General features: G+C 63.0%; 8 protein-coding genes and 1 pseudogene. 6 read left to right on the top strand and 3 right to left on the bottom strand.

Annotation, left to right across the window (positions count from 1 at the left end):
* Nucleotides 1–119 precede the first annotated feature (119 nt).
* From B0G80_RS14395 to B0G80_RS14385, 3 genes and pseudogenes are all read left to right on the top strand, one after another.
* Nucleotides 120–627: pseudogene (locus B0G80_RS14395) on the top strand (shikimate kinase).
* Nucleotides 627–1,712 carry a 3-dehydroquinate synthase gene (aroB, locus tag B0G80_RS14390; protein ID WP_116118427.1) on the top strand — a complete coding sequence of 362 codons (1,086 nt, stop codon included), beginning with the start codon at nt 627–629 and terminating at the stop codon, nt 1,710–1,712. Before B0G80_RS14395 ends, aroB begins: the two are co-directional and overlap by 1 nt.
* 71 nt (nt 1,713–1,783) lie before the next feature.
* Nucleotides 1,784–2,989, top strand: a complete 1,206-nt coding sequence (locus B0G80_RS14385) for a deoxyguanosinetriphosphate triphosphohydrolase (RefSeq protein WP_116118426.1) — start codon at nt 1,784–1,786, stop codon at nt 2,987–2,989.
* Between the two features lie 168 nt (nt 2,990–3,157).
* On the opposite strand, the gene B0G80_RS14380 is transcribed toward B0G80_RS14385, so the two are convergent.
* Both B0G80_RS14380 and B0G80_RS14375 read right to left on the bottom strand, forming a co-directional pair.
* The gene (locus tag B0G80_RS14380) at nt 3,158–3,538 is read right to left on the bottom strand and encodes a YqjD family protein (protein WP_012434543.1); all 381 of its coding nucleotides are present in this window, start codon (nt 3,536–3,538) and stop codon (nt 3,158–3,160) included.
* Nucleotides 3,539–3,887: 349 nt separating this feature from the next.
* Nucleotides 3,888–4,613, bottom strand: a complete 726-nt coding sequence (locus B0G80_RS14375; protein WP_106284164.1) for an OmpW family protein — start codon at nt 4,611–4,613, stop codon at nt 3,888–3,890.
* Between the two features lie 187 nt (nt 4,614–4,800).
* Between B0G80_RS14375 and B0G80_RS14370 the strand changes: the two genes are divergently transcribed.
* From B0G80_RS14370 to B0G80_RS14360, 3 genes are all read left to right on the top strand, one after another.
* A complete protein-coding gene (locus tag B0G80_RS14370) occupies nt 4,801–5,508 on the top strand; it encodes a transposase (protein WP_012434540.1) in 708 nt (235 codons plus the stop codon).
* A gap of 294 nt (nt 5,509–5,802) precedes the next feature.
* Complete coding sequence (locus B0G80_RS14365; protein WP_106284165.1) at nt 5,803–10,506, top strand: glutamate synthase-related protein; 4,704 nt, start codon at nt 5,803–5,805, stop codon at nt 10,504–10,506.
* 121 nt (nt 10,507–10,627) lie between these two features.
* Nucleotides 10,628–12,097: a glutamate synthase subunit beta gene (locus B0G80_RS14360; RefSeq protein ID WP_116118425.1), complete on the top strand. Its 1,470-nt coding sequence runs from the start codon at nt 10,628–10,630 to the stop codon at nt 12,095–12,097.
* 165 nt (nt 12,098–12,262) lie between these two features.
* Here B0G80_RS14360 and B0G80_RS14355 read toward each other — a convergent pair whose 3' ends face one another.
* The gene (locus B0G80_RS14355; RefSeq protein ID WP_116118424.1) at nt 12,263–13,537 is read right to left on the bottom strand and encodes a D-amino acid dehydrogenase; all 1,275 of its coding nucleotides are present in this window, start codon (nt 13,535–13,537) and stop codon (nt 12,263–12,265) included.
* Nucleotides 13,538–13,539 lie beyond the last annotated feature (2 nt).

Raw genomic sequence — 13,539 nt, 5'->3', positions numbered from 1 at the left:
CGCAGGCTCGACAAGGCAGCCGCTTTGCCAGTAAGCTGCGGCACGAACCAAACCGGATTAGCCAGAGGACACCGTTGCAAGCGCGGGACGCACACGCCAATGTATTTTTCGTAGGGCTCATGGGGGCAGGGAAAACCACCGTGGGCCGGGCCATTGCGCGCCGTCTCGATCGCCCATTCTTCGATTCCGACCATGAAATCGAGGCGCGCACGGGCGCGCGCATCCCGGTGATCTTCGAGCTGGAGGGCGAAGCGGGCTTCCGCGAGCGCGAAGCCAGCGTGATTTCCGACCTGACCGGGCGTGACAATATCGTCCTCGCCACCGGCGGTGGCGCGATACTGCGGCCGGACAACCGCGAAGCTTTGCAGAATCGCGGCGTGGTGATCTATCTGCGCGCCAATCCGCACGACCTGTGGCTGCGCACCCGGCGCGACAAGAATCGGCCCCTGTTGCAGACCGAAGACCCCAAAGCCCGTCTCGAAGCACTCTACGAAGTGCGCGACCCGTTTATACCGGGAATGCGCGCATTTCGTGATCGAGACCGGCCGGCCTTCGGTCAACGGACTCGTCAACATGGTTCTGATGCAGCTCGAGATGGCCGGCGTCGCCAAACATCCTGCGTCATAATGGACCGTATGAATACCGTCAACGTCGAACTGGGCGAGCGCGCCTACCCCATCCATATCGGTGCCGACCTGATCGGCCAGACAGCGCTGTTCGCGCCGCATATCGCCGGCAGCTCCGTCACCATCGTCACCAATACCACCGTCGATCCGCTATACGGCGACAAGCTGCGCGCCGTGCTGGCGCCGCTCGGCAAGCAGGTGTCCACGGTCGTCTTGCCGGACGGCGAAGCGTACAAGAACCTCGAAACGCTGAACCTGATTTTCGACGCGCTGCTCGGCGGCGGCGCCGATCGCAAGACCACGCTGATCGCCTTGGGCGGCGGCGTGATCGGCGACATGACCGGGTTTGCGGCCGCCTGCTATATGCGCGGCGTGCCGTTCATTCAGGTGCCGACCACGTTGCTGTCGCAGGTCGATTCGTCGGTGGGCGGCAAGACGGGCATCAATCACCCGCTTGGCAAGAATATGATCGGCGCGTTCTATCAGCCGCAGGCCGTGATCGCCGACATCGGCGTGCTGCGCACGCTGCCGCCGCGTGAACTGGCGGCGGGCATCGCCGAAGTGATCAAGACCGGCGCCATCGCCGACGCGGGTTTCTTTCGCTGGATCGAAGCCAATATCGAGGCACTGAATCGCTGCGAATCCGAGGCGCTGGCCGAGGCGGTCAAGCGGTCATGTGAAATCAAGGCGTCGGTGGTCGCCCAGGACGAGCGCGAAGGCGGACTGCGCGCCATCCTCAATTTCGGCCACACGTTCGGCCATGCGATCGAAGCGGGCCTCGGCTACGGCGAATGGCTGCATGGTGAAGCAGTGGGCTGCGGGATGGTGATGGCGGCGGATCTGTCCGTGCGTCTCGGCTATCTCGACGAGGCCGCCCGCAAGCGTCTGGTCGACGTGATCGTCGCCGCGCATTTGCCGACCCGGGCACCCGCGCTCGGCGAGTCGCGCTATGTCGAACTCATGCGGGTCGACAAGAAGGCGGAAGCCGGCGCGATCAAATTCATTCTGCTGAAGCGTTTCGGTGAGACGCTGATCACCCAGGCGCCCGACGCCGAGGTGCACGCCACGTTGGCCGCCGCCGTCTGAGTCTCGCGGGGCATCCAGCAACGCAGCGCGCACTCGCGTCACGAGGCGCCGCCCATGTTTCGGAGAACCCGGTGACTGACAGGCGCAGCGATGATGTAAAGCATGAACCGGCGGCAGGCACGGCGGCGATCAGCGTGCCTTCGCAGGAAGCACTTGAAGCGCACCTCGCGCCGTACGCGGCGCGTTCCGCGCAATCTCGCGGCCGCCGCTATCCGGAAGCCGCCCCCAGCGCGCGCACCGAATTCCAGCGCGACCGTGACCGTATCGTCCATTCGACGGCATTCCGCCGGCTCGAGTACAAAACCCAGGTGTTCGTGAATCACGAGGGCGACCTGTTTCGCACGCGTCTGACTCACAGCTTGGAAGTCGCGCAGATCGCGCGGTCGGTCGCACGCAATCTGCGGGTGAACGAAGATCTGGTCGAAGCCATTTCCCTCGCCCACGACCTGGGTCATACACCGTTCGGCCATGCCGGACAGGACGCGCTCAACGAATGCATGCGCGAGCACGGCGGCTTCGAGCACAATCTGCAGAGCCTGGCGGTCGTCGACGATCTGGAGGAGCACTACGGCGCGTTCAACGGCCTGAACCTCTGTTTCGAAACGCGTGAGGGAATTCTGAAACACTGCTCGCGCGAGAATGCGCGGCGGCTCGGCGCATTGGGCGAGCGCTTTCTGGAAGGGCGGCAACCGTCCATCGAGGCGCAGATCGCGAACGTTGCCGACGAGATCGCCTACAACAACCACGACGTCGACGACGGCTTGCGCTCGGGCTTGCTCACCGTCGAGCAACTCGCCGAAGTGGAGTTGTGGCAGGTGCACTACGAGGCGGCGCGTAGCGACTTTCCGCAGATCGAAGGGCGGCGTCTCATTCACGAAACGGTGCGCCGCATCATCAATACGCTGATTGTCGATCTGATCGATACGACCAGGTCGAATCTGGACAGGCACGCGCCCGCGTCGCTTGAGGCGGTGCGCTTATCGCCCCCGCTTGTCGCGCACAGTGACGAGATTGCCACGCAGGCTGCGGCGCTCAAGCGCTTTCTGTTCAAAAACCTGTATCGCCATTACCGCGTGATGCGCATGGCCAACAAGGCACGCCGCGTCGTCGCCGGTTTGTTCGACGCGTTCACGGACGACCCGCGACTGCTGCCGCCAAGCTACCAGTCAACCGACGCGACGCAGCAACCACGTCTGATCGCCCACTACATCGCGGGTATGACGGATCGGTACGCGGTCAAGGAATATCAGCGGCTGTTCGTGATCGACGACAACTGAGCAGCGCGGCACGAACTAGCGCCGGCCGCGACGACTTGCAAGCCGGCGCCAGTGCAATGCACTGGTTCAGATCACTTGCAGGAGGCCACCGCCCAACCGGCGGCGGCAGCCTCGCGCGGTAAGCAGGCCACCGCCCAGCCGGCGGCAGCAGCCCCGCGCGGCAGCGCCTTAGCGCAGCCGCGACGCGAACAACGCGCCCGCAATCAGCGCAACGCCCCCGACGATCGCAATCGTCTGCCACGGATTCTCATGCACGTAATCGTCGGCGTCGGCCACCGCCACCTGGGCGCGTTCGCGTACGGCGTCGCGCGTGTCGTTCAGGCGCGCGCGCGCGACGTCGAGCTGTTTGCGAAGTTTGCCGCGCAACGCTACCGCGTCGGCCTGGGTGCCGTCCGCCAGCGTGGATTCGAGTTCCGACATTAGCGTGCGCAGTTCGCCTGCGATATCTTCGGCCGCGTGGCGGCTATGGCGAGCGATACGCCGCGCACGGCGGCTGGTGCTGGTCCAGGATTCGCCGAGGGCGTCTCGCGTATTCGGAAGTGCAGTCATGGTCGCTCCGTCGATGAGGTGAAAAAGGGTCCCGCGCGTTGTCACGAAGACGCAGTTTCACGTCGGGACGCGGGAAACACCATGCGAACGCAACTTCGGTGCCAAACCCCGCAGGCCCTAGCCACCGTGGTCCGCACGCAGATTCGTCGGCAGGTATTGCACTGGCTGGCGCGATTCCGGGTCAAATTTACAAACGCCGACAGCGGGTCGGCGCGCGGCTTCCATGAGCGCCCAACCCGCCTCCATGATGCGCGCGCAAATGAAAACGCCGTCATTGGATGTATGACGGCGTTGTCCAAGCCACGAAAATTCGACTACCCTACCTCAACGGCCCTAATTTTTTGAAGCGTTAGAAACGGTAACCGATGTTGACGTAGGAAACGATCGGGTTCAGTTTGATCTTGGTTTGCGACTGCACGTTCAGTGTGCCGACCGGCGTGTTCGCCGCGGTGTTCAGCTTGGCGGTCGTGCTGAGCGGCAGGTACGAGATCGAGACACCCGCGAACCAGTGCTGGTTGAACGCATAAGTGAAGCCGGCATTAAACACCGGCTCCCACGAACTATCCGTAGTGACGGTGGTCGGACCATGCAGAACGTTTGCCTCGAACGCGCTGTTGGTGATCTTTTCGTCGGTGAACCAGATGCGGCTCACACCAACGCCGAGATACGGGCGGAACGTGGCGGTCGGGGCATTGAAGTAGTACTTGAACAGCAGAGTCGGGCTCCACTGTTTTGCCTGGCCCAGCTTGCCGAACTGGGCGAGACTGCCCGAACCTTCCAGGTCGAACGAAGGCGGCACGCCAATGGCGAACTCGGCTGCGATGTGATCGGTAACGAAGTAGCCGGCAGTGAAACCGATGGTGTCGGCTGAGCCGAGTGTTGCACCGGTGTTGGCTTCGGTGATGTTGGTCGGGCTGCCGCCGATGCTCGTCACTTTCAACGGTTGGCTGCTCGATTGAGGCGCTAGATGGAACCAGCCCGATGTGACGTAAAAGCTACCGGCCGATTGCGCATGCGCTGCCGTTGTCATGCAGGCTAGCGCCGCGATCCCCGTTACGGCCTGTTTTAATTTCATATGTGCTCCTCCAAAAAAGGCCCGCTCATTATGACTACAACGTTTGAAACAAACCATACGCGGCGGTTAGAGCTTTCTCCCTAAGCACCGCGTGGTATCTGGCTCTGCCGCATGGCGCCGAAGCTTGAGCGCATGCGGTTCTTCGGACCTTCGGGTATGTACCAACGCGACTATCGGATACTCCAGCATGGCACGGCTTGCACGTCTCTATGTCCCTGACCAGCCGCAGCACGTCATCCTCCGCGGGCTCGATCAGCAGCCCGCTTTCGTCGACGACCAGGACTACGAGCTCTTCATCGATTGTTTGAAAGCGGCTTCGCGCGATCATCACCTGTCCATCCACGCGTATGCGCTAATGCCGGGCGCGGTGCAACTGCTCGTCACGCCGACCGAGGAGTCCAGCCTGCCGAAGGCGATGCAGGCGGTCGGGCGCCGTTACGTGGCGCACTTTAACAGGCGCTACGCGCGCCGTGGCACGTTGTGGGAAGGGCGCTACAGAGCCACGGTCATCGAAGGCGAGCGCTACTTTCTGCTGGCGAGCCGCGTCGTCGAAATGTGTCCGGTGCGCGCGGGACTCGTAAGCGCGCCGGAAGACTACCGTTGGTCGAGCTACCGCCATCACATCGGCCTGACGCTCGACAGCCTGATTACCGACCATCCGCTGTACTGGTCGCTGGGCAATACGCCGTTCGAACGCCAGCGCGCCTACCGCGAACTGTGCGAGCAGCCGCTGGATGAACGCGAGGCCAGCCAGCTTCAGCAGGCCACCCTGAAGGGCTGGGTTTTGGGCAGCGAGACCTACCGCGAGTGGGCGGCGCGAGCCGCCAATCGGCGTGTATCGCCATTGCCACGCGGGCGGCCGCGCAAGGTGCGCGAGACGCCGCAGCAGCAATAAAGCGTGTCGGATCAATGGGCTGCAGCGAAACGGCATCTTTGCATGCCGTTTTCTTTTGCCCCAATTTGATGTGGAACCAATAAAATTTCACCGCAATGCACCAACTTGATAATTGGGGTTCAATGACAACGTTTTATTTGCTATTCCATTGATTCGTCGCGTATATTCCGAATTCCGGTGCTTTTTGACGCGCGTAGCATCAAGCGTTGAGCGCGCCGTCGCGGTTGTGAATCGCACTGCGGCAATAGAAAAACGGTTTAACGGCCTGTCCGGCCCCTCACAGACGGTGTCCCCATGAACGACCACCAGCAACCGACTCACCCGGTTCCCGCCGCGCAAGGTCTGTATGACCCGCAAAACGAGCACGACGCCTGCGGCGTCGGCTTCGTCGCTCACATCAAGGGCAAGAAAAGCCACGAGATCATCGAGCAGGGCCTGAAGATTCTCGAGAACCTCGACCACCGGGGCGCCGTCGGCGCCGACCCGCTGATGGGCGACGGCGCGGGCATCCTGATCCAGATTCCGGACGGCTTCTATCGCGAGGAAATGGCCAAGCAGGGCGTGGTGCTGCCGCCGCACGGCGAATACGGCGTCGGCATGGTCTTCCTGCCGAAGGAACACGCGTCCCGTCTGGCCTGTGAACAGGAACTGGAACGCACGGTGAAGGCCGAAGGCCAGGTCGTGCTGGGCTGGCGCGACGTGCCGGTCGATCACACCATGCCGATATCGCCCACCGTGAAGGCGAGCGAGCCGCTGATCCGCCAGATTTTCATCGGCCGCGGCAAGGACATCATGGTGACGGACGCACTCGAGCGGAAGCTGTACATCATCCGCAAGACCGCGAGCCACCGCATTCAGGCGCTCAAGCTCAAGCACGGCAAGGAATACTTCGTGCCGTCGTGCTCGGCGCGCACGGTCGTCTACAAGGGCCTGCTGCTGGCCGGCCAGGTCGGTGTGTATTACCGCGACCTGCAGGACGAGCGCACGGTGTCGGCGCTGGCGCTGGTGCACCAACGCTTCTCGACCAACACGTTCCCGGCGTGGGAACTGGCTCACCCGTACCGCATGATCGCCCACAACGGCGAAATCAACACGGTCAAGGGCAACGTCAACTGGCTGAACGCCCGCACCGGCGCGATCGCGTCGCACGTGCTCGGCGACGATCTGCCGAAGCTCTGGCCGCTGATCTATCCGGGCCAATCGGACACCGCCTCGTTCGACAACTGTCTCGAACTGCTGGTTATGGCCGGCTACCCGCTCGTCCACGCCATGATGATGATGATCCCGGAAGCCTGGGAACAGCACACGCTGATGGACGACAACCGCCGCGCGTTCTACGAATACCACGCCGCGATGATGGAGCCGTGGGACGGCCCCGCCGCGATCGCCTTCACCGACGGCCGTCAGATCGGCGCGACGCTCGACCGTAACGGCCTGCGCCCGGCGCGCTACATCGTCACGGACGACGATCTCGTCATCATGGCGTCGGAAGCGGGCACGCTGCCTATACCCGAGTCGAAGATCGTCAAGAAGTGGCGTTTGCAGCCGGGCAAGATGTTCCTGATCGACATGGAGCACGGCCGCATCATCGACGACAAGGAACTGAAGGACAATCTCGCGAACGCCAAGCCGTACAAGAGCTGGATCGACGCCGTGCGCATCAAGCTCGACGAGATCGAGGCGAAGGCCGAAGACGTCGCCACGGAACGCCGCGAAGCCGCTGCGTTGCTGGATCGCCAGCAGGCGTTCGGCTACACGCAGGAAGACCTCAAGTTCCTGATGGCGCCAATGGCGCAAGCCGGCGAAGAAGCGGTCGGCTCGATGGGCAACGACTCGCCGCTCGCGGTCATGTCCAACAAGAACAAGACGCTGTATCACTACTTCAAGCAGCTGTTCGCGCAAGTCACGAACCCGCCGATCGACCCGATCCGCGAAAACATGGTGATGTCGCTGGTGTCGTTCGTCGGTCCGAAGCCGAACCTGCTGGACACGAACAACATCAACCCGCCGATGCGTCTCGAAGTGTCGCAGCCGGTGCTCGACTTCAAGGACATTGCCAAGATCCGCGCGATCGATCAGTACACGGGCGGCAAGTTCAGCTCGTACGAACTGAACATCTGCTATCCGGTGGCGTGGGGCAAGGAAGGCATCGAAGCGCGCCTCGCCTCGCTGTGCGCGGAAGCCGTGGATGCGGTCAAGTCCGGCTACAACATGCTGATCGTGTCGGACCGCAAGACCGACCGCGACAACGTCGCGATTCCGGCGCTGCTGGCTACTGCCGCGATCCACACGCACCTCGTGCAGCACGGTCTGCGCACGAGCGCGGGCCTGGTCGTCGAAACCGGCTCGGCGCGGGAAACGCACCACTTCGCCCTGCTCGCGGGCTATGGCGCGGAAGCCGTGCACCCGTACCTCGCCATGGAAACGCTGAGCCAGCTCGCGGCCGGCCTGAAGGGCGACCTGTCGGCGGAGAAGGCGGTCTACAACTTCACCAAGGCAGTCGGCAAGGGCCTGATGAAGGTCATGTCGAAGATGGGCATTTCGACCTACATGTCGTACACCGGCGCGCAGATTTTCGAAGCGGTCGGTCTGGCTGAAGACCTGGTGGTGAAGTACTTCAAGGGCACGTCGTCGAAGGTCGGCGGTATTGGCCTGTTCGACGTCGCGGAAGAAGCGATCCGTCTGCACCGCGACGCGTTCGGCGACAACCCGGTCCTCGCGAACATGCTCGACGCGGGCGGCGAATACGCGTACCGCGTGCGCGGCGAAGAACACATGTGGACGCCGGATGCGATCGCCAAGCTGCAGCACTCGGCGCGCAGCAACTCGTATCAGACGTACAAGGAATACGCGCATCTGATCAACGATCAGACCAAGCGCCACATGACGTTCCGCGGCCTGTTCGAATTCAAGTTCGATCCGACCAAGGCCATTCCGCTCGACGAAGTCGAATCGGCGAAGGAAATCGTCAAGCGGTTCGCGACCGGCGCGATGTCGCTGGGCTCGATCTCGACTGAAGCACATGCCACGCTGGCGGTCGCGATGAACCGCATCGGCGGCAAGTCGAACACGGGCGAAGGCGGCGAGGACGTGAACCGTTATCGCAACGAACTGCGCGGCATTCCGATCAAGAACGGCGACACCATGAAGTCGGTGATCGGCGACGAAGTGATCGTCGACATTCCGCTAAAGGAAGGCGACTCGCTGCGCTCGAAGATCAAGCAGGTGGCGTCGGGCCGTTTCGGCGTGACCGCGGAATACCTCGCGTCCGCTGATCAGATCCAGATCAAGATGGCGCAAGGCGCGAAGCCGGGCGAAGGCGGCCAGTTGCCGGGCCACAAGGTGTCGGACTACATCGGCAAGCTGCGTTACTCGGTGCCGGGCGTCGGACTGATTTCGCCGCCGCCGCACCACGACATCTACTCGATCGAAGATCTGGCGCAGTTGATTCACGATCTGAAGAACGCCAACTCGGCGGCCAGCATCTCGGTGAAGCTGGTGTCGGAATCGGGCGTGGGTACGGTTGCCGCCGGTGTCGCCAAGGCCAAGGCCGATCACGTCGTGATCGCCGGCCATGACGGCGGCACGGGCGCGTCGCCGTTGTCGTCGGTGAAGCATGCCGGCACGCCGTGGGAACTGGGCCTTGCCGAAACGCAGCAAACCCTCGTGCTGAACCAGTTGCGCGGCCGTATCCGCGTGCAGGCCGACGGTCAGATGAAGACCGGCCGCGACGTCGTGATCGGCGCGCTGCTCGGCGCCGACGAGTTCGGTTTCGCGACGGCGCCGCTCGTCGTCGAAGGCTGCATCATGATGCGCAAGTGCCACTTGAACACCTGCCCGGTCGGCGTTGCGACGCAAGATCCGGTGCTGCGTGCGAAGTTCCAGGGCCAGCCGGAACACGTCGTGAACTTCTTCTTCTTCGTTGCGGAAGAAGCGCGCGAAATCATGGCGCAACTGGGCATCCGCAAGTTCGACGACCTGATCGGCCACGCCGAACTGCTCGACATGAAGAAGGGCATCGAGCACTGGAAGGCCAAGGGTCTGGACTTCTCGCGCGTGTTCTATCTGCCGCAAGTGTCGGCTGAAGTCGCGCGCAAGCATGTCGACATGCAGGACCACGGTCTGGACAAGGCGCTCGACCACACTCTGATCGAGAAGGCGAAGGCGGCGATCGAGAAGGGCGAGCACGTCTCGTTCATTCAGCCGGTGCGCAACGTGAACCGTACCGTCGGCGCGATGCTGTCCGGCACGATCGCGAAGAAGTATGGTCACGACGGCTTGCCCGACGACTCCATTCACATCCAGTTGAAGGGCACGGCCGGCCAGAGCTTCGGCGCGTTCCTCGCCAAGGGCATCACACTGGATCTCGTCGGTGACGGTAACGACTACGTCGGCAAGGGTCTGTCTGGCGGCCGCATCATCATCCGACCGACCAACGATTTCCGCGGCAAGTCGGAAGAGAACATCATCTGCGGCAACACGGTGATGTACGGCGCGATCGAAGGTGAAGCGTTCTTCCGCGGCGTCGCCGGCGAGCGCTTCTGCGTGCGTAACTCGGGCGCGACGGCGGTTGTCGAAGGCACGGGCGACCACGGTTGCGAATACATGACGGGCGGCACGGTGGTCGTGCTCGGCGAAACGGGCCGCAACTTCGCGGCCGGCATGTCGGGCGGCATCGCCTACGTGTATGACCCGGACAACTCGTTCGCGGGCAAGTGCAACAAGTCGATGGTCGCGCTCGATCCGGTTCTGCAAACGGCCGAACAGGAACGCACGGTCGACAAGGGCCTGTGGCACGCCGGCGCAACCGACGAGGCGCTGCTCAAGGGACTCATCGAGCGTCACTTCCAGTTCACGGGTTCGCCGCGCGCCAAGGCGCTGCTCGAAAACTGGGACGCGTCGCGCCGTCAATTCGTGAAGGTGTTCCCGACCGAATACAAGCGCGCGCTGGGCGAAATGGCCGCGAAGAAGGCGAACAAGGAAGTGCTCGCCGCCTGATCCGCAACTGGCCTCAAGCCAAAGACGTCACATACAAGCCGTACCCGCCGCGCCCCGCCGTTCAACGGTGCACGCGGCGGGTGTAGATCACCCCACCTGATTAGATAGAGAAGAGAACCACATGGGCAAGGCAACCGGTTTTCTCGAGTTCGAACGCCGCCACGAGGCGTACGAAGCTCCGCTCACGCGTGTGAAGCACTACAAGGAATTCGTCGCCGCGCTGACCGACGACGAAGCGAAGATTCAAGGCGCACGTTGCATGGACTGCGGCATTCCGTTCTGCAACAACGGCTGCCCGGTGAACAACATCATCCCGGACTTCAACGACCTGGTGTTCCATCAGGACTGGAAGAACGCGATCGAAGTGCTGCACTCGACGAACAACTTCCCCGAGTTCACGGGCCGCATCTGCCCGGCACCGTGCGAAGCGGCCTGCACGCTCGGCATCAACGACGACCCGGTCGGCATCAAGTCGATCGAGCACGCGATCATCGACAAAGCCTGGGCCGAAGGCTGGGTTGCGCCGCAGCCGCCGAAGCACAAGACCGGCAAGAAGGTCGCCGTGGTCGGTTCCGGCCCCGCTGGTTTGGCCGTCGCGCAGCAACTCGCGCGCGCGGGGCACGATGTCACCGTGTTCGAAAAGAACGACCGCATTGGTGGTTTGCTGCGTTATGGCATTCCCGACTTCAAGCTCGAGAAGTGGCTGATCGATCGCCGCATGCGTCAGATGGAAGCCGAAGGCGTGACGTTCCGCGCGGGCGTGTTCATCGGCAAGGCGGATTCGCTGCCGGCGCATATCGGCAACACGGCGAAGGAAACCATCACGCCGGAGCAACTGAAGGAAGAGTTCGACGCCGTGGTGATCGCTGGCGGTTCGGAAACGCCGCGCGATCTGCCGGTGCCGGGTCGCGAGCTGGAAGGCATCCACTACGCGATGGAATTTCTGCCGCAACAGAACAAGGTCAATGCCGGCGACAAGGTCGCGAACCAGTTGCTCGCGAAGGGCAAGCATGTGGTCGTGATCGGCGGCGGCGATACGGGTTCGGACTGCGTGGGCACGTCGAATCGCCATGGCGCGAAGAGCGTCACGCAATTCGAATTGCTGCCGCAGCCGCCGGAAGAAGAGAACAAGCCGCTCGTGTGGCCGTACTGGCCGATCAAGCTGCGCACGTCGTCGTCGCATGACGAAGGCTGCTCGCGTGATTGGGCAGTCGCGACCAAGCGCCTCGAAGGCAAGAACGGCAAGGTCGAGAAGCTGATCGCGGCGCGCGTCGAATGGAAGGACGGCAAGATGCAGGAAGTGCCGGGCTCCGAATTCGAAATGAAGGCCGATCTGGTGCTGCTCGCCATGGGCTTCACGCAGCCGGTGTCGCCGGTGCTCGAGGCGTTCGGCGTCGACAGGGATAATCGCGGCAACGTGCGTGCTTCGACCGAAGGCGAGAAGGCGTACTACACGTCGGTGGACAAGGTATTCACCGCCGGCGATATGCGCCGTGGTCAGTCGCTGGTGGTGTGGGCGATTCGTGAAGGCCGTCAGTGCGCGCGTTCGGTCGACGCGTTCCTGATGGGGCATTCGGAACTGCCGCGCTAAACGTCTCCCGTCCGGTTTTCGTGCTGAGGCATGGGAGCCGGCTACTGCTTGCAGGAAGAGGTGGAGACGACAATGTGCTGCGTCAGCGGTGCATCAAGCGGTGAAAAAACAAAGCCGGGCACCTGAGAGGGTGACCCGGCTTTTTAACTTCAGCGTGCAGCGGCGCTATGTACGTGATTTACCGTACCGCTCCAACGTCAGCCCATCAAGATCGATCTCCGGCTTGCGGTGTGTAATCAAATCCGCGACCACACGTCCCGAACCCATCGACATCGCCCAACCCGTCGAGCCGTGCCCGAGGTTCAACCACAGTTTCTCCACGCCGGAAGGACCGAGCAGCGGCGCGCCGTCGGGTGTCATGGGACGGCGGCCGACCCAAAAATGCGCGGACGTGGGATTGGCCGCGTGCGGGAACCAGTCGCTCAGCACTTTCATGAGCGTTTGCAAGGCCTGTTCGCGCAAGGTGGTCTGCCGATTACCGAGTTCCGCAGTGCCTGCCACCCGCAGGTTGTTGCCAAAACGCGTGATTGCCGTCTTCAGCGATTCGTCCATCAACGCGCCGCGCGGGGCTTTTTCTTCATCAGTGACGGGCAGCGTCGCGGAATAGCCTTTCACCGGATAAAGCGGCACCTTCACGCCGAGCCGCGCGAGCAACCCCGCACTGTCGACGCCCAGCGCCACCACCACGGCATCCGCGTACAGCATCTCCGCGCCGCGCTCGCTCTCGATACGCACTGCGCGCACCGCCCCGCCTTGCACATCGAGCGACGTCACCCGCGTGTCGAAACGGAAGCGCACGTCATTGCGTTCACAAATGGCGCGCAGTTCGCGCGTGAAGCGTGCGCAATCGCCGGCTTCGTCGTCGGGCAGATAGAGCCCCGAGAGCGGCGCCTGACGCGCCCAGCTCAAACCCGGCTCGATCTCAATACACTGCGCCGCGCTCACTTCCCGATGCGCGATACCCGCGTCGCGTAACACGGCGAGCGCCGGCTGCGCGAGTTCGACGTCGTACTCGCTGCGGAACAACTGCAGATAGCCTTGGCTGCGGGCGTAGTCGAACGGATAGCAAGCGCGGAATTCGTGCAGACAGTCGCGGCTGTAGTAAGCAATGCGCTGCATGCGCTGCTTGTTGACGCGAAACCGTTCGAGGTCGCATTCATACAGCCAGCGTGCGATCCAACGCCATTGGGCCGGATCGAAGGTCGGGCGGAAGATCAGCGGCGAGGCCGGTTTGAACAGATATTTGAGGATCTTCGCCGGCATGCCGGGCGCGGCCCAGGGCGTTACGTAGCCCGGCGCGATCACGCCCGCGTTGCCGAAACTGGTGGAGAGCGCGACGTCCGGTTCGCGCTCGATCACGGTGACTTCGCAGCCCTGCTGGCGCAGGTAAAAAGCGGTGGCGACGCCAATCACGCCGCCGCCCAGAACAATCGTTTTCATGT

The sequence above is a fragment of the Paraburkholderia sp. BL6669N2 genome (genome assembly GCF_003387275.1).
Classification (GTDB): Bacteria; Pseudomonadota; Gammaproteobacteria; order Burkholderiales; family Burkholderiaceae; genus Paraburkholderia.
Note: the sequence above shows the minus strand (reverse complement) of the source record. Positions and strands in the feature narration are given on the sequence as shown.